This window comes from Paramagnetospirillum sp. (assembly GCF_058402745.1).
Map to the genome: position 1 here is coordinate 516,774 of NZ_JBZVFI010000018.1, position 22,109 is coordinate 538,882.

25 protein-coding genes are annotated in these 22,109 nt (G+C 66.6%); 8 read left to right on the plus strand and 17 right to left on the minus strand.

The window, feature by feature from the left end; genetic code table 11:
- Window positions 1–5: 5 nt before the first annotated feature.
- From ccoS to ccoN, 8 genes are all read right to left on the minus strand, one after another.
- Window positions 6–167 (minus strand): cbb3-type cytochrome oxidase assembly protein CcoS, encoded by a 162-nt coding sequence (gene ccoS, locus ACV4UZ_RS18405; protein ID WP_009870367.1) that lies wholly within the window; start codon window positions 165–167, stop codon window positions 6–8.
- On the minus strand, window positions 167–2,512 hold the full coding sequence (locus ACV4UZ_RS18410; protein ID WP_491602235.1) for a heavy metal translocating P-type ATPase metal-binding domain-containing protein: 2,346 nt from the start codon (window positions 2,510–2,512) through the stop codon (window positions 167–169). The genes ccoS and ACV4UZ_RS18410 overlap by 1 nt, the downstream gene beginning before the upstream one ends.
- Window positions 2,509–2,997, minus strand: a complete 489-nt coding sequence (locus tag ACV4UZ_RS18415) for a FixH family protein (RefSeq protein ID WP_491602236.1) — start codon at window positions 2,995–2,997, stop codon at window positions 2,509–2,511. The genes ACV4UZ_RS18410 and ACV4UZ_RS18415 overlap by 4 nt, the downstream gene beginning before the upstream one ends.
- Window positions 2,998–4,455, minus strand: a complete 1,458-nt coding sequence (ccoG, locus tag ACV4UZ_RS18420; RefSeq protein WP_491602237.1) for a cytochrome c oxidase accessory protein CcoG — start codon at window positions 4,453–4,455, stop codon at window positions 2,998–3,000.
- 220 nt (window positions 4,456–4,675) lie between these two features.
- Entirely contained in the window at window positions 4,676–5,536 is an 861-nt protein-coding gene (gene ccoP / locus ACV4UZ_RS18425) for a cytochrome-c oxidase, cbb3-type subunit III (protein ID WP_491602238.1), read from the minus strand.
- A gap of 2 nt (window positions 5,537–5,538) precedes the next feature.
- The gene (locus ACV4UZ_RS18430; RefSeq protein WP_491602239.1) at window positions 5,539–5,700 is read right to left on the minus strand and encodes a cbb3-type cytochrome oxidase subunit 3; all 162 of its coding nucleotides are present in this window, start codon (window positions 5,698–5,700) and stop codon (window positions 5,539–5,541) included.
- A 13-nt stretch (window positions 5,701–5,713) separates the two neighbouring features.
- A complete protein-coding gene (gene ccoO / locus ACV4UZ_RS18435) occupies window positions 5,714–6,436 on the minus strand; it encodes a cytochrome-c oxidase, cbb3-type subunit II (protein WP_491602240.1) in 723 nt (240 codons plus the stop codon).
- A 12-nt stretch (window positions 6,437–6,448) separates the two neighbouring features.
- Complete coding sequence (gene ccoN, locus ACV4UZ_RS18440) at window positions 6,449–7,900, minus strand: cytochrome-c oxidase, cbb3-type subunit I (RefSeq protein ID WP_491602241.1); 1,452 nt, start codon at window positions 7,898–7,900, stop codon at window positions 6,449–6,451.
- Between the two features lie 225 nt (window positions 7,901–8,125).
- Between ccoN and ACV4UZ_RS18445 the strand changes: the two genes are divergently transcribed.
- Window positions 8,126–9,331, plus strand: coding sequence for a class I SAM-dependent rRNA methyltransferase (locus ACV4UZ_RS18445; RefSeq protein WP_491602242.1), 1,206 nt, complete (start codon window positions 8,126–8,128; stop codon window positions 9,329–9,331).
- Between the two features lie 282 nt (window positions 9,332–9,613).
- Entirely contained in the window at window positions 9,614–10,075 is a 462-nt protein-coding gene (locus ACV4UZ_RS18450; protein WP_491602243.1) for a helix-turn-helix domain-containing protein, read from the plus strand.
- 4 nt (window positions 10,076–10,079) lie between these two features.
- On the opposite strand, the gene ACV4UZ_RS18455 is transcribed toward ACV4UZ_RS18450, so the two are convergent.
- Window positions 10,080–10,589, minus strand: a complete 510-nt coding sequence (locus ACV4UZ_RS18455; protein WP_491602244.1) for an HPP family protein — start codon at window positions 10,587–10,589, stop codon at window positions 10,080–10,082.
- A 115-nt stretch (window positions 10,590–10,704) separates the two neighbouring features.
- Here ACV4UZ_RS18455 and ACV4UZ_RS18460 point away from each other — a divergent pair, with 115 nt between their 5' ends.
- Complete coding sequence (locus ACV4UZ_RS18460) at window positions 10,705–12,003, plus strand: NCS2 family permease (protein ID WP_491602245.1); 1,299 nt, start codon at window positions 10,705–10,707, stop codon at window positions 12,001–12,003.
- 155 nt (window positions 12,004–12,158) lie between these two features.
- Here the strand turns inward: ACV4UZ_RS18460 and argB are convergent, their stop codons facing one another.
- The 6 genes from argB to rpmH all read right to left on the minus strand — a co-directional run bounded on the left by argB (window position 12,159) and on the right by rpmH (window position 16,331).
- The gene (gene argB / locus ACV4UZ_RS18465; RefSeq protein WP_491602246.1) at window positions 12,159–13,079 is read right to left on the minus strand and encodes an acetylglutamate kinase; all 921 of its coding nucleotides are present in this window, start codon (window positions 13,077–13,079) and stop codon (window positions 12,159–12,161) included.
- Window positions 13,080–13,092: 13 nt separating this feature from the next.
- Window positions 13,093–13,683 (minus strand): ribosome biogenesis GTP-binding protein YihA/YsxC, encoded by a 591-nt coding sequence (gene yihA, locus ACV4UZ_RS18470; protein ID WP_491602247.1) that lies wholly within the window; start codon window positions 13,681–13,683, stop codon window positions 13,093–13,095.
- Window positions 13,684–13,744: 61 nt separating this feature from the next.
- Window positions 13,745–15,475, minus strand: coding sequence for a membrane protein insertase YidC (gene yidC / locus ACV4UZ_RS18475; RefSeq protein WP_491602248.1), 1,731 nt, complete (start codon window positions 15,473–15,475; stop codon window positions 13,745–13,747).
- A gap of 6 nt (window positions 15,476–15,481) precedes the next feature.
- Complete coding sequence (gene yidD, locus ACV4UZ_RS18480; protein ID WP_491602249.1) at window positions 15,482–15,751, minus strand: membrane protein insertion efficiency factor YidD; 270 nt, start codon at window positions 15,749–15,751, stop codon at window positions 15,482–15,484.
- Window positions 15,752–15,803: 52 nt separating this feature from the next.
- Entirely contained in the window at window positions 15,804–16,190 is a 387-nt protein-coding gene (gene rnpA / locus ACV4UZ_RS18485; RefSeq protein WP_491602250.1) for a ribonuclease P protein component, read from the minus strand.
- 6 nt (window positions 16,191–16,196) lie between these two features.
- On the minus strand, window positions 16,197–16,331 hold the full coding sequence (rpmH, locus tag ACV4UZ_RS18490) for a 50S ribosomal protein L34 (protein ID WP_008619694.1): 135 nt from the start codon (window positions 16,329–16,331) through the stop codon (window positions 16,197–16,199).
- Window positions 16,332–16,475: 144 nt separating this feature from the next.
- Here rpmH and ACV4UZ_RS18495 point away from each other — a divergent pair, with 144 nt between their 5' ends.
- Window positions 16,476–17,246, plus strand: coding sequence for a methyltransferase domain-containing protein (locus tag ACV4UZ_RS18495; RefSeq protein WP_491602251.1), 771 nt, complete (start codon window positions 16,476–16,478; stop codon window positions 17,244–17,246).
- Here ACV4UZ_RS18495 and ACV4UZ_RS18500 read toward each other — a convergent pair.
- Window positions 17,243–17,842, minus strand: coding sequence for an HD domain-containing protein (locus tag ACV4UZ_RS18500; RefSeq protein ID WP_491602252.1), 600 nt, complete (start codon window positions 17,840–17,842; stop codon window positions 17,243–17,245). The genes ACV4UZ_RS18495 and ACV4UZ_RS18500 overlap by 4 nt on opposite strands.
- 128 nt (window positions 17,843–17,970) lie before the next feature.
- Here ACV4UZ_RS18500 and ACV4UZ_RS18505 point away from each other — a divergent pair, with 128 nt between their 5' ends.
- The 3 genes from ACV4UZ_RS18505 to ychF are packed head-to-tail and all read left to right on the plus strand — an operon-like array spanning window position 17,971 to window position 20,404.
- Complete coding sequence (locus ACV4UZ_RS18505) at window positions 17,971–18,579, plus strand: 50S ribosomal protein L25/general stress protein Ctc (protein WP_491602253.1); 609 nt, start codon at window positions 17,971–17,973, stop codon at window positions 18,577–18,579.
- A complete protein-coding gene (gene pth / locus ACV4UZ_RS18510; protein WP_491602254.1) occupies window positions 18,580–19,296 on the plus strand; it encodes an aminoacyl-tRNA hydrolase in 717 nt (238 codons plus the stop codon).
- Window positions 19,297–19,300: 4 nt separating this feature from the next.
- Window positions 19,301–20,404: a redox-regulated ATPase YchF gene (gene ychF / locus ACV4UZ_RS18515; RefSeq protein ID WP_491602255.1), complete on the plus strand. Its 1,104-nt coding sequence runs from the start codon at window positions 19,301–19,303 to the stop codon at window positions 20,402–20,404.
- A gap of 214 nt (window positions 20,405–20,618) precedes the next feature.
- On the opposite strand, the gene ACV4UZ_RS18520 is transcribed toward ychF, so the two are convergent.
- Window positions 20,619–21,518 (minus strand): prenyltransferase, encoded by a 900-nt coding sequence (locus ACV4UZ_RS18520; RefSeq protein WP_491602256.1) that lies wholly within the window; start codon window positions 21,516–21,518, stop codon window positions 20,619–20,621.
- A 168-nt stretch (window positions 21,519–21,686) separates the two neighbouring features.
- Between ACV4UZ_RS18520 and ACV4UZ_RS18525 the strand changes: the two genes are divergently transcribed.
- The gene (locus ACV4UZ_RS18525) at window positions 21,687–22,058 is read left to right on the plus strand and encodes a hypothetical protein (protein WP_491602257.1); all 372 of its coding nucleotides are present in this window, start codon (window positions 21,687–21,689) and stop codon (window positions 22,056–22,058) included.
- Window positions 22,059–22,109 lie beyond the last annotated feature (51 nt).

Here is a 22,109-nt window from a genome sequence, read left to right on the forward strand (position 1 = left end):
TCCCCTCAGGCCCCGGTCTTGGGCTGTTCGTCGTCGTCGAAGAGAATGCGATGCGCCGCCCCGTCGAGGTCATCGAACTGACCCGACTTCAACGCCCACAGGAACCCGAGCAATCCCACGAAGCCCAAACCGAGGGCCACCGGGATCAGCATCAACAGATTGTCCACTACCCTCTCCGGCGCGATAGACGCAGAGCGTTCCCAATTACTACCAGCGACGAGGTGGACATGGCAATCGCGGCGATGAGGGGGGTGACCATTCCGGCTATGGCCAGCGGCACCGTGAAGATGTTGTAGCCCAGCGCCAGGGCGAAATTCTGCTTCACCAGGATTCGCGACAGCCGGGCGACGTCCAGGGTTTCGGTGACGGGCGCCAGGCGGGCGCCCTGGAACACCACGTCGGCGGCGGTCTGGCTGACGTCCACCGCGGTCGACGGCGACATGGAGACGTGGGCGGCGGCCAGGGCCGGGGCGTCGTTGAGGCCGTCGCCGATCATCAGCACCTTGCGGCCCTGGGCCGCCAGCTCGGCCAGACGGGCGCATTTGTCGGCCGGCGCGCAGCCGGCCCGCCATTCAGGCAGGCCCAGCGCCTCGGCCACCTTGGCGGCGGCGGCGGGGCGGTCGCCCGACAGCAGCTCGACGGCAAGGCCCATGCGGCGCAAATCCGCCACCACCTGGACGGCATCGGCGCGCAACGCGTCGGTGAAGGAAAACCGTACCGGAGCGCGGCCGGGGCGCGACAGCCACAATTCCGGACCGTCCCCGGTGGAATCGTCGGCGATTCCGACGAATTTCCGGCTGCCCAGGCGGATGCCGGCGGCGGGAATCTCCAGGCCCATGCCCGGCACCTCGACCACGCCGTCGGCCACCGGGGCGCCGGGACAGGCATGGGTGACGGCGCGGGCCAGGGGATGGCGCGACGCGGGCGACAGGCCGGCGGCGACCATCAGGTCGTCCTTGCTCCAGCCGCCATCCTCGGCCAGGACCGGCTTGCCCAGCGTCAGGGTGCCGGTCTTGTCGAACACCACGGTGTCGGTGTCGGCGAAGCGTTCCAGCGCGGTGGCCGATTTGACCAGCACGCCCTGGCGCATCAGCCGCCCCGAGGCGATGACCTGCACCACCGGCACGGCGAGCGCCAGGGCGCAGGGGCAGGTGATGATCAGCACCGCGACGGCGTAGAGCAGCGCCTCCTGCCACGGCGTGGCGGTCAGGAAGGTCCAGCCGCAGAAGGTGGCCAGCGCCGCCACATGCACCACGGGGGCGTACCAGCGCGATACCCGGTCGGCCAGGGCCACGTAGCGGGCGCGGCCCTGTTCGGCCACCTCCATCATGCGGACGATCTCGGCCAGCAGGGTGCGTTCGCCCACCGCCGCCACCTCCAGGCGCAAGGGCGCCGACAGGTTGATGGTGCCGGCGAACACCTGGGCGCCGGGGGCGACCTGGACCGGCAGGCTCTCGCCGGTCAAGAGGCTGGTGTCCACGTCGGAGCGGCCATCGACGATGCGGCCGTCCACGCCGATGCGCTCGCCCGCCGCCACCAATACCCGAGAGCCGGGGGCCACCTTGTGGGGGGGCAGCATGCGCTGCGAGCCGTCGTCCTCCAGCACGGTGACCGCCACGGCGTCCAGCGCCAGCAGGTGTTCCACCGTGGTGCGCGCCCGACCGCGCGCCCGCGAATCCAGGTAGCGGCCGATCAGCAGGAAGAACAGCAGGGTGATGGCCGAATCGAAATAGGCGTATTCGCCCCCGTTGATGGTCTCCCACAGGCTCATCAGCGACGCCAGGGTCACGCCGATGGTGATGGGCACGTCCATGTTGGTGCGCCCGGCCCGCAGCGCCGAGAGAGCGGAGCGGGCGAAGGGCCGCACGCACCACGCCACGGCGGGCAGCACGATCAGGGCGGAAATCCAGTGCATCAGGCCGCGCGTCGCCGGCCCCATATAGGAGAAATGCCCGGCCCACACCGAGACCGAGAGCAGCATGACGTTGCCGGCGGCGAAGCCGGCGATGGCCATGGCGCGCAGCAATTCCTTTTCCTGGCGGTGGGTCTCGACGCTCAGACGCTCGGGATCATAGGGCACCAGGCGGTAGCCCACGGCCATGACGGGGGCGAGCAGGGTTCCGGGCTCGGTCAACTCGGGCTTCCAGCGCACCACCAGGCGCCGGGTGGTCATGTTGACCCGGGCCCAGGTGACGCCCGTCTGCTTGTTCAAAAGGGCCTCGATCAGCCAGATGCAGGCGCCGCAATGCAGCCCCTCGATCATCAGGTGCAGGCTGGCCTCGCCCCGGTCGTCGGTGATGACATGGGCGGAAAAGTCGTGATAGCGCTCGGCATCCTCGTCGGGCCTGAGCGGCCGGGCCGCCGGATCGGTGGTGCGCCGGGCGTAGTATTGCTCGAGGCCCAGGCCCTCGACCAGATGGTAGGCGCCCTCGCAGCCGCGGCAGCAGAACGCGCCGCCCAGCTCGGCCGGAACCGGTCCTCCGCAATGGCGGCAGAGCGCGGCTGTGGTCACGGCACCACGATGCGGCGGTTGACCGAATAGGGCTGGTCCTTGCCGGTGGCGACGATCCCAAGGTCCCACACCCCGGCCATGGGCAGCTCCTGCATGGTGGCGTAGGTTCCCGGGCCGACGGGGGCCAGCAGCACCTCGCGGTCATGGCCCTTGGCGGTGGGACGGACGAACAGGGCCTTGACCTGCATGCCGTCCACCGGCTTGCCGGCGCCATCCACATAGGTGACGGTGACGTGCGCGCCGTGATTGGCGGCGGGGTCCACCTGCAGATCCACCGACCAGTTCAGCGCTTCCTGCTTGCGGGCCGCCTCGATGGTCTGGTTGAAGGCCAGACCCTTCTCGTAGGGACGCTCGGTGGAGATCCCGGAGAAGGTGGAATTGGCCACGTACGCCATGGTGAAGTTCACCGCCAGCACCACCATGAAGCCGCCGACGAAGATATAGGGATACCACCAGCCGGGCTTGCGCTGTTCGGTCATGTGCATTTACCTCTCCGGGCTCGCGAACAGGGATTCGAGGCGGTTGCTTCCGCCCTTGGCCGTCTCGCGCAGGGTAAAGTACAGCGGCGTGCGCTTGCCCTGCAACTTGTCCAAGGGCGCGGTGACGAAGACATTGTAGGTGCCCACCGCGTCGGGCTCGACCCGCAGCATGGCCTTGGCGCCGCTGGCCTGGCCGCCCACCACGGCGAGGCCGGCGCCGTCGATGCCCGAGACGGAAATCTCGAACTCGCGCTCCTCGCGCACCATGTTGAGAATCTTCACGGTATAGCCGTTGCGGATGGACCCGTCCGACAGCTGGACGAACATGGGCGAGCGCTCGTGCTGCACGGCGATGTCGAAGCTCTTGCGCGACGACAGGCCGAACACCATCAGGCCGCTGACCGCGGTGATAATCGCCACGTAGACGATGGTGCGCGCGCGGACCAGCTTGATGGTGGTCTTCTCGCCCTTCTCCCGCGCCGCCAGATTGGCCGAGGAATCCCAGGCGATCAGGCCGCGCGGCAGGTTGTACTTGTCCATCATGGTGTTGCAGGCGTCGATGCACAGGGCGCAGCCGATGCAGCCCATCTGCATGCCGTCCCGGATGTCGATGCCGGTGGGGCACGAGGTGACGCACATCTTGCAGTCGATGCAATGCCCGCGATTCTCGAAGGTCTCGGTCTTGCGGATGGGCTTCCTGGGCTCGCCGCGCCATTCCTCGTAGGTGATGATCAGCGAGTGCTCGTCGAACATGGCCGACTGGAAGCGGGAATAGGGGCACATGTAGAGGCAGACCTGCTCGCGGGCGTAGCCGGCCAGCAGGAAGCAGCAGCCGCCCACCACGGCGATGGTGCCGTAGACGGCGCTGTCCTCGCGGCCCAGGAGGATGTCTCGCAGCATGGTCGGCGCGTCGCCGAAATAGAGCGTGAAGCCGATGCCGCACGAGGCGGAGATCAGCAGCCACACGGCGTTGACGATGGCCTTCTTCGCCAGCTTGTCGGCCGTCCACTTGGCGCGGTCCAGCGCCATGCGCTTGGCGCGGTCGCCCACCACCACCCGCTCCACGTACATGAACAGGTCGGTGTAGACGGTCTGGAAGCAGAAGAAGCCGCACCAGACGCGGCCGGCCAGCGAGCTCATGAAGAACAGGGCGATGGCCGCCAGGAACAGCAGGCCGGTGATGTAGTAGACCTCCTGCGGCCAGATCTCCAGGAAGAAGAAGTAGCCGCGCCGCCCGGTCAGATCGGCCAGGATGGCCTGGCTGGGAGCATCGGGGCCGCGATCCCAGCGCAGGAACGGCGCGACATGATAGATCGCCAGCAGGACGATCATGGCCGCCCATTTCCAATTGCGGAAGGTGCCCTTCACCGTGCGCGGATGAATCATGACGGTCTCGGCGTAGAGCGGGCCGTCGCCGTCACCGGCATGCTTCTTCAGGGAGGGGTCGATCTTCGGACTGGCCATGATGTTCGAACGCTCTGCTGCGAAAGGGGGGCCAAAAGACAAGGCGGGGGACCGTGTGTCACGATCCGTCCCCGCCATGTCGGCTGTGATACCCCAAAATCGATGAATCTAGAATGCTTCTTTTGTCGTCCCCATCCTGCGCGGATGGGGTCCAGATATGCCGATGGGGTGCGCCCCTGTCGCCAGGCACGCACCCCACCGGGTCCCCCCACTTACACTCTTACTTGCCGCCGCCCAGGTTGTGGACGTAGACGGCCAGCATCTTGACGGTGCTCGCGTCCAGACGCTCGGACCAGGCCGGCATGGCGCCGTGCTTGGGCTTGGCGATCTGGGCCGCGATGGCGTCCTTGGAACCCTTGTACAGCCAGATCTGGTTGTTCAGGGCAGGCGCGCCGAGGTCCTTGTTGCCGGTGCCGTCGTCGGCATGGCAGGCGGCGCAGTTCTCGGCATAGACGGTCTCGCCCGCCGAGCCCTTGGCCGGAGCCTTGGAGGCCAGCGACAGCACGTAGTCGGTGACCGCGGTGATCTGCTCGGGCTTGAGCAGGCCGTCGGCGCCGAACTTCGGCATCTCGCCCTGGCGGGAGTTGGCGTTGGCGTTACGGACACCGAACTTGATGCTCTGCTCGATGTCGACCAGCGCGCCGCCCCACAGCCATTCGTCGTCGGCCAGGCTGGGATAGCCGAAGGCACCGACGCCGCCGACGCCGTGGCAAGGAGCGCAGTTCTCGTTGAACGCGATCTTGCCGCCGGCCATGGCATAGCGCAGCAGGTCCTTGTCCTTCTCGACGGCGGCCACGTCGGACGCCTCGATCTTGGACAGCCAGGCCGAACGGGCCTTCTTCTGGGCGGCCAGCTCGTTGTCCAGCTCCCCGCGGGACGAATAGCCCAGGCTGCCCTTGGTATAACCGTTGACCAGCGGCCACGCCGGGTACGCGACCCAGTAGCCGATGGCCCACAGGACGGTGGCCCAGAAAACGTAGACCCACCACTTCGGCAGAGGAGTATTCAGCTCCTTGATGCCGTCCCACTCGTGACCGGTAGTGTTCTGACCGGACACCGAGTCCTTTTCAATGGTCGCCATTGTTAGCGCTCCTCATTGTCGTCCCTCAACGGGATGTTTCCGTAGTCTTCCAGCCGAGACTTGTTCTTCGGCCAGTAGGCATAGAAAACGATCCCGGTGAAGATCATCATCACCCACAAGACCCAGAAGGGCCGGAGTACATTGTCGACGAATGCGACGAACAAACTCCGTACTCCTCTAGCGGCGGATCGCCTCGGGCTTCACGGTCGAGAAGTCGACCATGGTTCCCAGCACCTGCAGATAGGCGACAAGGGCATCCATTTCGGTGACCTTGGCATTGCCGGACGCCGAGCCGATATGGGCCTTGGGATAGCTGGCGGCGACGGCCGGCTTGGCGGCCGGATCACCGAACACCTGCTCTTCCAGGTCCTTCTTGGCATTGGCGATCTGCGCATCCGTGTAGGGCACGCCGACAGCCTTGAGGGCCTTCATGTTGGCCTGGATGTCGGAGTAGTCCAGCGGACGCATCAGGTGCTTGTAGCCCGGCATGATGGATCCGGGGACCACGTCACGCGGGTTGATGAGGTGGCGAACCTGCCAGTCGTCGGTGTACTTGCCACCCACGCGGGCCAGATCGGGACCGGTACGCTTCGAGCCCCACTGGAAGGGGTGATCGTACTTGGACTCGGCCGCGAGGCTGTAATGGCCATAGCGTTCGACCTCGTCCTTGAAGGGACGGATCATCTGGCTGTGGCAGTTGTAGCAGCCTTCGCGGATGTAGATGTCGCGGCCCTTCTGCTCCAGGGGAGAATAGGGACGGACGCCATCCACCTTCTCGATCGTCGATTCGATCGAGAACAGCGGCACGACTTCCACCAGGCCACCGACGACGATCGTGAGAAGGATGCCGACGGCCAGGAAGAAGATGTTGGTTTCGAGCTTAGCGTGATGCTTGAACATGGGTCGGTCTCCTTAGCGCGCCGCGCCAGCTGCGGGAGCCATGGCCTCATCCGCGACGTCGCCCTTGATGGTCTTGTAGACGTTGTAGACCATCACCAGCGAGCCGACGACGAAGAGCAGACCGCCCAGAGCACGGATCATGTAGTACGGACGCATGGCCTCGACAGTCTCGATGAACGAGTACTGCAGGAAGCCCAGGCTGTCGTACGCGCGCCACATGAGGCCCTGCATGATGCCGGAGATCCACATGGCGGTGATGTAGAAGACGATACCCACGGTGGCGATCCAGAAATGGACGCCCACCAGCTTCAGCGAGTACAGCTCCTTGCGGCCCCACAGCTTGGGAACCAGGTAGTACAGAGCGCCGAAGGAGACGAAAGCCACCCAGCCCAGAGCGCCGGAATGGACGTGGCCGATGCCCCAGTCGGTGTAGTGCGACAGCGAGTTCACCGCCTTGATCGACATCATCGGACCTTCGAAGGTCGACATGCCGTAGAACGCCACCGACGAGACCAGGAAGCGCATGACCGGGTCGGTCCTAAGCTTGTCCCAGGCGCCCGAGAGCGTCATCAGGCCGTTGATCATGCCACCCCAGGACGGCATCCACAGCATCACCGAGAAGGTCATGCCCAGGGTCTGCGCCCAATCGGGCAGGGCGGTGTAGTGCAGGTGGTGCGGACCGGCCCAGATGTACAGGAAGATCAGCGCCCAGAAGTGCACGATCGACAGACGGTAGGAGTACACCGGACGCTCGGCCCGCTTCGGCACGAAGTAGTACATGATGCCGAGGAAGCCGGCGGTCAGGAAGAAGCCCACCGCGTTGTGGCCGTACCACCACTGGGTCATGGCGTTCTGCACGCCGCCGAAGATGTTGTAGCTCTTCATCCAGCTGCCGCCGAAGAAGGCCGCCGGAACCGCGATGTTGTTGCCCAGATGGAGCATCGCGATGGTCAGGATCATGGCGAAGAAGAACCAGTTGGCCACGTAGATGTGGGGTTCCTTACGCTTCATGATGGTGCCGGCGAAGGCGATCAGGTAGGCCACCCAGATGACGGTGAGCCACAGATCGATCCACCATTCCGGCTCCGCGTATTCCTGACCCTGGCTGAAGCCCAGCACGTAGGTCAGCGCGGCGACGACGATCAGCGCCTGGAAGTTCCAGAAGATGAAGCCGCCCAGGCCCGAGCCGCCGAACAGGCTGGCGCGGCTGGTGCGCTGCACGATGTACAGCGACGTGGAGAAGAGAACGTTACCGCCGAACGCGAAGATCACCGCGGAGGTATGAACGGGACGCAGGCGCCCGAACGTGGTCCACTCGAGATCGAGGTTCAGAACGGGAAAGGCCAACTGCAGGGCGATGAAGTCGCCCGCCAGGAAGCCCACGACGCCCCAGAAAATCGCGGCGATCGTGAAATTCTTGATCACGTCGTCGCAATAGGGCGTGGCTTCGGTGTTGATGCTCATGCCGAACTCCTGTTTCGACCGGAAAAGGGTCCACCTGAAGCATCCGGCCGGATCCATGGCGACACCATGCCCCCGGGGCCGATGGCGGCCGGGTGGTTCTTTGCTTCAAGTGTGGGCACTATGCCCAGCGAGCGGAGGGCCGCCATTGATATATATCAAAGTATGAGGATTTTTAGGCGCTTCAGGCCCTTGGCGGGAACGATTCCCGGACGTAGAGTGCCCGCCATGACACAGATTCATCCCGACACCCCCGCCGCCCGCCCCGTGATCCGCCTGGCCAAGGGGCGCTCGAAGCGCCTGCGGGCCGGCCACCCCTGGGTCTTTTCCAACGAGATCGAGATGGGGGCCGAGGCCAAGGCCCTGCCCCCCGGCAGCCTGGTCACCCTGATGGACGCCGGCGACGAGCGGCTGGGAATCGCCACCTTCAATCCCCATTCGCTGATCGCCGCGCGGCTGCTGTCGCGCCGCGCCGCCGACGGCGTGGACGCGGATTTCCTGGCCGAACGCCTGCGCGCCGCGCGAGCCTTGCGCGACACTCTGTTTTCCACCCCCCATTACCGGCTGGTCCATTCCGAGGCCGACCGCCTACCCGGGCTGATCATCGACCGCTACGGCGACGTGCTGGCGGTGCAGACCAACACGGCGGGCATGGAACGGCTGCTGCCCGTGCTGCTCGACGCGCTGAGGGCGGTGCTCGACCCGCGCGCCGTGGTGCTGGTCAACGACAGCCCGGTCCGCAAGCTGGAAGGCCTGGAGCCGCGTCACGAGGTGGTCCTCGGCCAGGTGGACGGGCCGGTGGAGCTGGTGGAGGGCGGTTGCCGCTTCGTCGCCGACCTGACCGGCGGCCAGAAGACCGGCTGGTTCTTCGACCAGCGCGACAACCGCGCCTTCGTCGCCGGCCTCGCCCGGGGGCGCCGGGTGCTGGACGTCTACACCTATGCCGGCGGCTTCGCCGTGCAGGCGGCCATGGCCGGTGCCGCCGAGACCTGGGCGGTGGACCGCTCGGAGCATTCCCTGGCCCTGGCCGACCAGGCGGCCCGGCTGAACGGCGTCGCCCTGCGCACCATCCGCGCCGAGGCCTTCGCCGAGATGGAGCGCCTGGCCCTGGCCGGCGAGCGCTTCGGCGTGGTGGTCGCCGACCCGCCCGCCTTCGTCAAGTCCAGGAAGGACCTGGGCGCCGGTGCCAAGGGCTACCGCAAGATGGCCCGCCTGGCCGCCGCCCTGGTGGAGCCCGGCGGCTTTCTGCTGTGCGCGTCGTGCTCCCACCACATGCCGGCCGACACCTTCGCCGAGGAGATCGGCCACGGCCTGCATCTGGCCGGGCGTTCGGGCCGCATCCTCAGAAACGCCGGAGCGGCGCCCGACCATCCGGTCCATCCCTGGCTGCCGGAAAGCGCCTATCTCAAGGCCCTGGTCTTCCAGCTGGATTGAATTACAGCGACCCAAAGCAAATACCGCAACAGACCCAACCTTAAGGCATACAGTAACCGTATCAATCGAAATGACCAGCCGATGGGCATGTTGGGGGGTCACAGCTTGGGGCGGGTCAACAGAGATACATCCAAACGGTTGTCAAATAGATAGAGTTTGAATCCGGGTTTGTGTGTGTTTAGCCAACTTGTTGGTTTTTCTATTATTTAGAGCGCTGTTTCCCTCTTGCGTTTGTAAAATTACTAGAGCAAGTATTGGGCGCTTCATGGATCAGAGGGAAACATGCCGCGCAGAAAGGCAAATCGGGGTCGTACACCGGCCGGGGCGCCCAATCCGATCGATGTCCATGTCGGATCACGCATGCGCCTTCGGCGGACGTTACTGGGACTCAGCCAGGAAAAGCTTGGCGAGATGATCGGTCTTACCTTCCAGCAGGTGCAGAAATACGAGCGCGGCGCCAACCGGATCAGTTGTTCGCGTCTGTTCGATTTGTCCCGCTCGCTGGAAGTGCCGATTTCCTACTTCTTCGACGACATGGCCGAGGAAACCAAGGGTCTGTCGCCGGTGCAGATGGTGCGCGAGCCTCCCAAGGAAGAACCGCCGGCCGCCGAGGCCGACCCCCGCCTGCGCCGCGAGACCCTGGAACTGGTGCGCAATTACTACAGCATCACCGATCCCGACGTGCGGCGGCGCATATACGACTTGGCCAAGGCCCTGTCCGACCGCGGCGGCGACGAGGAATAACCCCCTACTCTCCCGCCGGCGGATGCACCGGCAGGGGATAGACGGCCCGGGGCGGCAGGCGGTGAATCAGCACCGCCACCGCCACCAGGGTGACCGCTCCCGCCAGGACCGGCAGGAGCAGGAAGCTCCAGCCCGGATGGCTCATCATCACCACCAGCGGGTCGGCACCCGCCGGAGGATGGGTCAGGCGCAATCCCGCCAGCACCACCATCACCACCGCCACCGACAGCGCCATGCTGACCCAGCCGCCCGGCAGGTACTGGTCGAACAGCAGGCCGATGAGAGTGGCGATCAGGTGGCTGCCGATCACGCTGGCCGGCTGCGACAGAGGCGAGTCCGGCATGCCGAACACCAGCACCGCGGAAGCCCCCAGCGGCGCCGCCAGCAGGGGCGCGCCCCCCGCCTGGCCGAGGCCGGCCACCGTCCCCAGTGCCAGGACGACCCCCAGGCTGGCCTTGGTCCAGGACGGCAGGCATTGACGCGGCTGATGACGGTGGATGAAGCGGCGGGGCATGGCTCCTCCCTGAGGGTGGTACGAAAGTGGGGCAAAAATACATCTTTATGGCCGCCGCCTTCCATGATGAGGGTCAAGGGTGGTGTCGATTCCCCGAGCCTGGGAGAGAAGAGCGATGCTCGAACGCCTGTTCCGCCTGTCCGAGCACCGGACCGATCCCCGCACCGAGGTGATGGCCGGGGCCACCACCTTCCTGACCATGGCCTACATCATCTTCGTCAATCCGGCCATGCTGGCCGAGGCCGGCATGGACAAGGGAGCGGTGTTCGTCGCCACCTGTCTGGCCGCCGCCCTGGGCAGCGCCGCCATGGGCCTCTTGGCCAACTACCCCATCGCGCTGGCGCCGGGCATGGGGCTCAACGCCTATTTCACCTATGGCGTGGTGATCGGCATGGGCGTGCCCTGGCCGGTGGCCCTGGGGGCGGTGTTCGTCTCCGGCGTGCTGTTCCTGGTCCTGGCCGTCACCCGGGTGCGCGAAGCCATCATCAACGCCGTGCCGCAATCCCTGAAGCTGGCCATCTCGGCGGGAATCGGCCTGTTCCTCGGCCTGATCGCCTTTGAAAACGCCGGGCTGATCGAGGGCCACAAGGCGACGCTGATCACGCTCGGCCATCTCAACCGGCCCGAACCGCTGCTGGCGGCGGCCGGCTTCATGGTCATGGTCGGGCTGGAGGCCCGCAAGGTTCCGGGCGCCATCATGATCGGCATCCTGGGCACGGCGGCGGCGGGCATGGCGCTCGGCGTCACGCCCTTCGGCGGCGTCACCGCCTGGCCGCCCTCCATCGCCCCCACCTTCCTGAAGATGGACGTGGCGGGAGCGCTCAACCTGGGGCTGGTGACCATCGTCTTCGCCCTGCTGTTCGTGGACCTGTTCGACAATGCCGGCACATTGATCGGTCTGGGCCACCGGGCCGGCATGCTGGACGACAGGGGCAGGCTGCCCCGCCTGGGCCGCGCCCTGGTGGCCGATTCCGTGGCGGCCATGGCCGGCGGCGCCCTGGGCACCTCGACCACCACCAGCTATATCGAAAGCGCCTCGGGCATCAATGCCGGCGGACGCACCGGGCTGGCGGCGGTGGTGACGGGTCTGCTGTTCGTCGCGGCCCTGTTCCTGGCCCCCCTGGCGGCAGCCATTCCCGCCTACGCCACCGCGCCCGCCCTGCTGTTCGTCGCCTGCCTGATGGCGCGATCCCTGGCCGACATCGCCTGGGACGAGGTCACCGAGGCGGTCCCGGCCTTGGTGACCGCCATCGCCATGCCCTTCACCTTCTCCATCGCCCACGGCATCGCGTTCGGCTTCATCACCTATGCGGCGGTCAAGCTGCTGGGCGGACGGGCGCGCGAGGTCGGCCCGGCGGTCTGGGCGCTGGCCGCCGCCTTCGTGCTGAAATTCGTGTTGCTGGGAAGCGTCTAAAAAAGACCGCGATGCGGCCGGGCTATCGCCCGGACCCATTCGGAGGCACAGCCTCCGAACCTCCAGAATATTTATTCATAAAAAAACTGGAGGGTTGGGGAGGCTGTGCCTCCCCATAGGGGGATCGGGGGCAAACGCCCCCGATGTGCTCGGCCTCAGCCCGCCTTGATCAGCGTTCCCACGCCGTGGGGGGTGAACAGCTCCAGCAGGATGGCGTGGGGCACGCGGCCGTCCAGGATGACGGCGCCGTCCACGCCCTGGCGCACGGCGTCCAGGCAGGTCTCCACCTTGGGGATCATGCCGCCCGAGATGGTGCCGTCGGCGATGTAGGCCTTGACCTGGGCCTCGGTCATCTCGGGGATCAGGTTGCCGGCCTTGTCCAGCACCCCGGCCACGTCGGTCAGCATCAACAGGCGCTTGGCGTTGGTGGCCCCGGCGATGGCGCCGGCCGCCGTGTCGGCGTTGATGTTGTAGGTCTCGCCCGCCCCGCCCATGCCGACGGGGGCGATCACCGGAATGGTGTCGGACTTCTTGAACTGCTCGAGGATGTGGGGGTTGATCTCGGCCGGCTCGCCGACGAAGCCCAGGTCCAGCACCCGTTCGATGTTGGAATCCGGGTCCTTCTTGGTGCGGCGCAGCTTGCGGGCGCGGATCAGGTGGCCGTCCTTGCCCGACAGGCCCACGGCGAAGCCGCCGGCCTCGTTGATGGCCGAGACGATCTGCTTGTTGATCTTGCCGGCCAGGATCATCTCCACCACCTCGACGGTGGCCTCGTCGGTGAAGCGCAGCCCGTCGACGCGCGGCGTCTGGATGTCGAGGCGCTTCAGCATGGCGTCGATCTGCGGCCCGCCGCCGTGGACCACCACCGGGTTGATGCCCACCTGCTTCAGGAGCACCACGTCGCGGGCGAAGAGGCGCGCCAGATCGTCGGATTCCATGGCGTGGCCGCCGAACTTGATGACCAGCGTCTCGTCATTGAACTGGCGCATGAAGGGCAGCGCCTCGGACAGGGTCTTGGCGCGGTCCAGCCAGGCCTTGCGGTCGTGCAGGATGTCGGCGGTGGTGTCGGTGCTCATGGTGACAAGCTCCTCAGGCGAGAGAGGCCAGCTCGGCGCGCAGCTCGGGGATGCCGGTCCCCTTTTCCGAACTGGTGACGATCAGGGTGGGATGGGCGGCGACGCGGGACCGGATCTCGTCCAGCGTCCGGGCCTGGACGGATTCCAATTCGGCGGCCTTCAGCTTGTCGGCCTTGGTCAGCACCACCTGATAGACCACGGCGGCCTTGTCCAGCATCTTCATCATGTCGCGGTCGCTGTCCTTGAGGCCGTGGCGGGAATCCACCAGCACCATGGTCCGGCGCAGCACCGAGCGGCCCTTGAGGAAGCCGTTGACCAGCCGGGTCCACTTCTCCACCACCCCCTTGGGGGCCTGGGCGAAGCCGTAGCCGGGCATGTCCACCAGCACCAGCCGGCCGCCCAGATTGAAGAAGTTCAGCTCCTGGGTGCGGCCCGGCGTGTTGGAGGTGCGCGCCAGGGTGTTGCGCCCCGTCAGCGCGTTGATCAAGGACGACTTGCCCACGTTGGAGCGCCCGGCGAAGGCCACCTCGGCCAGCGTGGCGTCGGGCAGGTGGTCCAGGCCGGACGCGCCCTGCATGAAGGTGCATTCGCGCGCGAACAGCAAGCGGCCGGCTTCGAGGAAGCCGGCCTTCTCGTCGTCGACGCTGGCGGGAGAATCGCTCAGCTCAGGTCTCCTCGGCCTTCTTCATGATCACCCATTGCTGCAGGATCGACAGCGCGTTGCTCCAGGCCCAGTAGATCACCAGACCCGAGGCGAAATTGGCCAGCAGGAAGGTGAACACGATGGGCAGGAAGCTCATCATCTTGGCCTGCACCGGGTCGGTGGGCTGGGGATTGAGCTTCTGCTGCAGCCACATGGTGACGCCCATGATCAGCGGCCAGACGCCCAGATGCATGAAGCTGGGCGGCGTCCAGGGGATCATGCCGAACAGGGTGAAGATGTTGGTGGGATCCTGGGCCGACAGATCGCTGATCCAGCCGTAGAACGGCGCGTGCCGCATCTCGATGGTGACGAACAGCACCTTGTACAGCGCGAAGAACACCGGAATCTGAATCAGGATGGGCAGGCAGCCCGAGACGGGATTGACCTTCTCGGCCTTGTAGAGCGCCATCATCTCCTGCTGCAGCCGCATCTTGTCGTCGGCGTAGCGGGCCTGCAACTCCTGCACGCGGGGCTGCAGCTTCTTCATCTTGCCCATGGCCACGTAGGACTTGTTGGCCAGCGGGAACATGGCGAGCTTGAGCACCACGGTCAGCGCCAGGATGGCGAGGCCCATGTTGCCGAGCGCCGAGTGCAGCATCTGCAGCAGATAGAAGAACGGCTTGGTCAGGAAGTAGAACCAGCCGAAATCGATGGCGAGGTCGAAACGGTCGATGCCCAGCTTCTCGGCGTAGCCGTCCAGCAGCGCCACCTGCTTGGCGCCGGTGAACAGGTGGAAGCCGGCCTCCTCGGCCTTGCCGGGTTCGACCAGGCGGGCCGAGGCCAGGTAATCCACCTGATAGCGGTCGGCGTTGCCCAGGCGCTGATGCACGAAGCGGCCGGTGACCTCGGTCTTGGCCTGCGGCACCAGGGCGGTCAGCCAGTACTTGTCGGTGATGCCGGCCCAGCCGCCGGTGGTCTTGTGGCGGGACGAGCCCTCCTTGCGGAGGTCGTCGTACTTCACTTCCTTCAAGGTGCCGTCGAACACGCCGAGCGGCCCCTCGTGCAGGATGTACATGCCCTCGGTCTTGGGCGTGCCGGTGCGGGCCAGCAGGGCGTAGGGGTGCAGGCTCACGGCCTTGGCGCCGTAATTCTCCACCCGCTGGGTGACGCCGAACATGTAGTTCTCGTCCACGGTGTAGGTGCGCACGAAGCGCAGCCCCTCGCCGTTGTCCCAGGTGAGAACCAGCGGCGCGGCCGGGGTCAGCGGGCCGTTGCCCTGGGCCTGCCACACCGAATCGGGGCCGGGAACCTTCACGCCGGCCTCGGCGGCGACCCAGCCGAACTCGGCCCAATAGGGCTCGGGCGATTCGGCGGGCGACAGCAGGTCGATCTCGCGCGAATCGGCGGCGGGAGTCTCGCGGTACTTCACCAGGGTGATGTCGTCGATGCGTGCCCCCGTCAGCGCGATGGAGCCGTGCATGGCCGGGGTCTGGATGGCGACGCGGCGGCTCTTGCCCAGGGCGTCGTTACGGGACGCGCCGGTCGGGGCGGCGGCGGGCGTGCCGGGGGCCTGGGCCGGGCTGGACGCGGTGGCCGGAGTCGGCGCGGTGGCGGGCGAGGCCGCGGTCTTGGCGTCGGCCGCCTGCTGCTGGGCCACCGGCTCCACCGGCTTGGTCGGGAAGAAGTACTGCCAGCCGATCAGGATGGCGACCGAAATGGCGATGGCGACGAAGAGATTGCGCTGGTCGTTCATGTCATCCTATTCCGGCAGTCGCGACGGACGGAAGGGTCCGCCGTTCTCGGTATTGGCAGGGGGAACGGGGTCGTAGCCCCCATCGTTCCAGGGGTGGCAGCGGCAGATTCGCTTGACGCCGAGCCAGGAGCCGCCGATGGGGCCGTGCTCCTCGATGGCTTGCATGGCATAGGCGGAGCATGACGGCGTGAACCGGCAGCTGGCCGGCAGCACCGGGCTCAGCAGCAGCTGGTACAGGCGGATCAGGCCGCGCAATCCCAGACCGATGGGGTTCATGCCTCTCCTGGTCGTTACCGGCTCACCGGTAGCCCGGTGCGCCGTATTGCCCTCAATCGCCGGGCGCCTCGGCAGCATGCGTCTTTTGCAGCGCGCCGACACGTTTTAACGCCGCCAGCAAATCCTGCAAGAGAAGAGAATATGGCCGTTCCAGCGTCTCCTTGCGGCCGATCACCACGTAATCGACGCCCGCGCTGGCATGGGCCGGAAAAACCTCGGACACCGCCGCCTTGAGCCGGCGTCTGGCCCTGTTGCGGCACACCGAATTGCCCACCTTCTTGGAAACGGTGAAGCCGACCCGGAGCGAGTCGGCTTGCATTTCCGTTCCGGGAGCGGGCGCGGCCTGGAGAATCAGGCCCGGCGCCGCCCACTTTCGCCTCAGGGCCGCGACACGCAGGAAATCGGCCCGTACTTTAAGCCGATCCAGCCGCACGGCCATGGGGATTTAAGCGGACAGCTTCTTGCGGCCCTGGCGGCGGCGGTTGGCGATGACCTTGCGGCCGCCGACGGTGGCCATACGAGCGCGGAAGCCGTGGCGGCGGGCGCGGACGAGCTTGCTCGGCTGATAGGTACGCTTCACGGGAGGTACTCCAAACTGGAACGGACTTGAAAATGAGCGGACGTGTATAAGCCGGGCGATCCCAAGAGTCAATGCGCGGAGTGCACGGGTTTTAGAACCCCTTCCGAACGTCTACACTGAGGCACTTTTCCAAGAGGAGCCGCCATGGCCTGGGACCCCGCCATCTATTCCGCCTTCGCCCAGCCGCGCCTGCGTCCGGCGCTCGACCTGATGGCCCGCATCGATCTGGCCGACGCCGGCCGCGTGGTGGACCTGGGCTGCGGCACCGGCAACGTCACCCGCATCCTGAAGGAGCGCTGGCCCCGGGCCGACGTCATCGGCATCGATTCCTCGCCCGAGATGCTGGCCACGGCGCGCGACCACGGCGGGGCGGTGCGCTATCTCCAGGCCGACGCCGCCGGCTGGGCGGAAGACGGCGGCGAGGTGGACATCCTGTTCTCCAACGCCGCCCTGCACTGGCTGGGTAATCACCAGACCCTGTTCCCCAAGCTGCTGAAGCGCATCGCCCCGGGCGGCGTACTGGCGGTGCAGATGCCCCACAACCACTATGCCGCCTCCCACACCATCATGGCCGAAGCCGCCGCCGCCGGACCGTGGTCCGAGGTGTTGAGCCCGCTGGCGGCGCGCTTTCCCGTCGGCGAGCCCTCCTTTTATTACGACCTGCTGGCCGGGGGCTGCTCCCACATCGACATCTGGGAGACCGAATACCTGCACGTGCTGGAAGGCGACAACCCGGTGGTCACCTGGACCAAGGGCACGGCGCTCAGGCCCCTGATGGACGCGGTGGACGGCGCCTGGGCCACCGGCTTCCTGGCCGAATACGCCAGACGCATCCAGGCCGCCTATCCGCCGCGCCCCGACGGCAAGACCCTGTTCCCCTTCCGCCGCCTGTTCATGGTGGCAAGGAGAACCTAGGGCGCCAGATAGCCCCGCCGCACCGACTCCTCCACCAGGGCGCGGGCATAGGCGCCCAATTGCTTGGAGCCCGCATCGATACGGGGCAGCAGCTTGTCCACCTGGGCGCGGGTGACGCCATGGGGCTTCCAGGTGGCGCCCTCGGTCTCGAAATTGTGCAGGAGCGGCTGCAGGCGGTCCAGCGCGTCGGCGAAGCGGGCATCGGCCGACCGGCGTTCCTCGTATTCCTGCCACAGGGCGGCATACTCCCCCGCCTGATCGGCGGGCAACAGGCCGAACAGGCGCGCCGCCGCCTTGCGTTCGCGCTCTTCCTTGTCCTCGTGCCCGGCCTCGTCATGGATGAAGGTGTCGCCGGCGTCGATCTCGACGATGTCGTGAATCAGCAGCATGCGCGCCGCCCGGGCCACGTCCACCGCCTCGCCGGCGTACTCGGCCAGCAGGAAGGCCATGGTGGCGATGTGCCAGGAATGCTCGGCGTCGTTCTCCCGCCGGGACGAATCGGTCAGCAGGGTCTGGCGCAGCACCGACTTCAGCTTGTCGATCTCGACGATGAAGGCGATCTGGGCGGCAAGGCGGGAATCGGCGAAGGGAATCACGGCGGGCCTTTCGGTGGAACGAAAGGAGTCTACTTACCCTTGCCAACCGGGCGCAACCGGTGTAAACGACCCGCTTCCGCGTGGCACCCCTGGAGGCCGCGCTCATATACGTTTGTCAGGAGAGTTCAATGTCCGAAGCAATCGCCATCGCCGCCGAAGTGCGCGACGGAAGCGGAAAGGGGGCCGCCCGCGCCACTCGTCGTGCTGGTCTCGTTCCCGGCGTCATCTACGGCGCCAAGCAGCCCGCCATCTGCATCCAGATGGACCCCCGCGTCGTCTGGGCCCAGATTTCCAAGACCGGCTTCTTCACCCAGCTGTTCAACGTCGATCTGGGCAAGGACGGCAAGCACCTGTGCCTGGCCCGCGACGTCCAGATGCATCCGGTGACCGATCAGCCGATCCACGTCGACTTCATGCGCGTCCCCACCGACCACGCCATCCACGTGAAGGTGCCGGTCCACTTCGCCAACGAGACCAAGTCTCCGGGCATCAAGAAGGGCGGCGTGCTCAACGTCGAGCTGCACGAAATCGAGATCACCTGCAACGCCGAGAACATCCCCCACGAGATCGTGGTGGACCTGACCGGCCTGGAGATCGGCTCGTCGATCCATCTTTCGGACCTGAAGCTCCCCGAGGGCGCCAAGCCCTATCACGTGGCCGCCGGTGCCACCGTGGCCTCCATCGCGGCTCCCACCGTGAGCCGTGCCGAGACCACCGAGACCGAGGCTGCCGGCTAAATGATCCTGCTGGTCGGACTGGGCAATCCCGGCTCCGACTACGCCAGGAATCGGCACAATATCGGCTTCATGGCGGCGGACGTCATCGTCCGCCGCCATTCCTTTGGGCCCTGGCGCTCCAAGTTCCAGGCCGAGATGGCCGAGGGCATCGTCGGCGGCGAGAAGGTCGTGGCCTTGAAGCCCCAGACCTACATGAACCTGTCGGGCCAGTCGGTGCAGGCGGCTTCACGCTTCCTGAAGATTCCGGTGGACGATGTGGTGATCCTCCATGACGAGCTGGACATCGCGCCGGGCCGCCTCAAGGTCAAGCGGGGCGGCGGTGCCGGCGGCCATAACGGGCTCAAAAGCATCGATGCCCATCTGGGCCAGAATTACCGCCGGGTCCGCCTCGGCATCGGCCATCCCGGCGACCGCGATCTGGTGTCGGGCTATGTGCTGCACGACTTCGCCAAGGCAGACGAGGCGTGGCTGGTGCCGCTGCTCGACGCCGTGGCCGACACCTTCCCCATGCTGGTGTCGGGCGACGATGCCGGCTTCATGACCCGGGTGGCGCATCTCACCGCTCCGCCTAAGCCGCCGAAAAAGGACAAGCCGCCCGAGGCGGCGCCTGCTCCGGCGGTCCAGGTTTCCCCCCCGCCGTCCGCCCCTCCCGGTTCAGGCGGCAGCCTCGCCGAGGCGCTGAAGGCGGCTATGACCAAGATCACCAGGAAGGACTGAGTCCATGGGTTTCAACTGCGGTATCGTCGGCCTGCCCAACGTGGGCAAGAGCACCCTGTTCAACGCGCTGACCCAGACGGCGGCGGCCCAGGCGGCCAATTATCCCTTCTGCACCATCGAGCCCAATGTGGGCCGGGTGGCGGTGCCCGATCCCAGGCTGGACAAGCTGACCGCCATCGCCAAGAGCCAGAAGGAAATCCCCACCCAGCTGGAATTCGTCGATATCGCCGGTCTGGTACGCGGGGCAAGCAAGGGCGAGGGCCTGGGCAACCAGTTCCTGGCCAACATCCGCGAGGTGGACGCCATCGTCCACGTGCTGCGCTGCTTCGTCGATGACGACATCAAGCATGTGGAGGATTCGGTCGATCCGGTGCGTGACGCCGAGATCATCGAGACCGAGCTGATGCTGGCCGACCTGGATTCGCTCGAGCGCCGCATCGTTCCCCTGGAGAAGAAAGCCAAGGGCGGCGACAAGGACGCCAAGCATCAGGTGGACGTCATGACTCCCATCCTGGCGTGCCTGCGTGACGGCAAGCCCGCCCGCGCCGTCAGGTTCGACTCGGAAGAGGACCGCATCGCCGCCAGCCGGCTGGGCCTCTTGACCATCAAGCCGGTGGTCTACGCCTGCAACGTCGAGGAAGCGTCCGCCGCCACCGGCAACGCGCTGTCCGAGAAGGTCTTCGCCATGGCCGCCGCCGAGGGCAATTCGGCGGTGGTGATCTCGGCCGCCATCGAGGCCGAGGTGGCCCAGCTGGCCAGCGACGAGGAGAAGGCCGAGTTCCTGGAGACCCTGGGACTGGAGGAGACGGGCCTGGCCCGCGTCATCCGCGCCGGCTACGAGTTGCTCCACCTCATCACCTTCTTCACCGTCGGCCCCAAGGAGGCCCGCGCCTGGACGGTGCAGAAGGGCGCCAAGGCCCCCCAGGCGGCCGGCGTCATCCACACCGATTTCGAGAAGGGCTTCATCCGCGCCGAGACCATCTCCTATGACGACTTCATCGCGCTGGGCGGCGAGGCCGGCGCCAAGGAAGCGGGCAAGATGCGCCTGGAAGGCAAGGAATACGTCGTCCAGGACGGCGACATCTTCCACTTCCGCTTCAACGTGTGATATCGGCCGTCATTCGAACCGACGTGTCATCCTGACGACCGCAGGGAGGAAGGATCTTTCAGCCTGAAGCGGCTGCCGCCATGGCGTGAAGGATCCCTCGCCTCCGGCTCGGGATGACAGGAAGAGTCGGTTCTTTCGACGGACGGTATGAGAAAGGATGCCCGCGCTCCGTTGGTCCGTGCCATGGAGCGCGGCCGTCCCGGCCGCAGACCGGCTACCCCAGGAACGCCGCCCCGGCCAGACTGAGCCCCCCCAGCAGGTGGATGGCCAGGGTGATGCGGATGGCGGCCAGCTGGCCCGTCCGCCCGCCCGCCATCAACGGCGCGGCCGCCAGGGCGGCCAGCATGGCCAGCAGCGGCGGGACCACCGCCCAGGGCGGCAGATGCGACAGCCAGCCCAAGGCCAGCATCAGGGCCGAGGCCACCGCCTGCACCGAGAGATAGAGCGACGGCGCCCCCTTGGTGCCCAGGCGCACCACCAGGGTGCGCTTGCCCGCCTGGGAATCGGCGGCCAGATCGGGCACCTCGTTGACGATCAGGATGGCGGCGGTCCAGGCGCCGACGATGGCCGAGCACAGCACCGCCTCCAGCCCGATGGTTCCGCTTTGCAGCCGGAAGCAGGCCGCCACCGGCAGGCCGAAGGCGATGGCCACCGCCGCCTCGCCCAGGCCGCGCGACGCCAGGCTGAAGGGGGGCAGGGAGTAGGCCAGCGCCAGCCCGCCACCCACCAGACCGAACCAAATCACCCACTCGCCCTTGGTCAGGCTGAGGACGCCGCCCAGCGCGCCGGCCCCCAGCAGCAGGAGCACGCCCCAGGCCGCCATGGTCCTGATCCCCAACCTCCCCTCCTGGATGAAGCGCGAGCCGCCGGTGAAGGGGGAGATGCGGTCCTGATTGAGACGGTCGGCGCCGTTCAGCTCGTCGCCCACGTCGTTGAGCACGTTGGCCCCGGCATGCAGGCAGGCCATGCCGGCCGTCGCCAGACCCAGGGCCAGGGGATCGAGGGCATGGGCGCGGTGAACGCCCCAGCAGGTGCCCACCAGCACCGGAATCAGGGCGGCGGGCAGGAACATGGGGCGGGTGGCGAGAAACAGGGTTCGGGGCAGGCTGGGCATGACCTTAGACTGACCTTGCGGAAAGCTGCTGGCGTTGACGCGGATCAAGAGCGCGGCGTCCCTCTGCTCCGATGGTATAGACGGGAGTCCACCCGATTGTTCCGGCCCGGACGATGGGCGTAGAGTCCCGGTTCCATAATTGGCGACGCAGTCTTTGGGGGACGCGCGATGCCGGACAAGATACGCAGTTTCCAGGCGATGATCCATGTCTCGCTGGGCCTGGGCGCCGTGGCGTCCTTGCTGCAGGCGGGCCGGATGGCCGAGAACGGTGATGCCGGGTTCGTCATCATCGTGCAGGTGGCATCCATGGCCGCCTTGGCATTCTTCACCTACCTGATCACCCATCACGGGGGAAACTGGGCCCGCTGGACCTGTGCCATCCTGTGGTGCGTCAGCTTGCCCTTCCTGATGATGGCCCTGATGCTGGCCTATCGCGACGACGTGGTGATCGGCGGCCTGCTGGGCGCCCAGATGCTGATTCAGGGCGCCGCCGTGGCCTTGCTGTTCACCGAGGATGCCGGGAACTGGTTCGAAGCCTGATGTTGTGATACCAGTGAGGCATGGGGAGGACGTAATTCCATGCGTGATCTG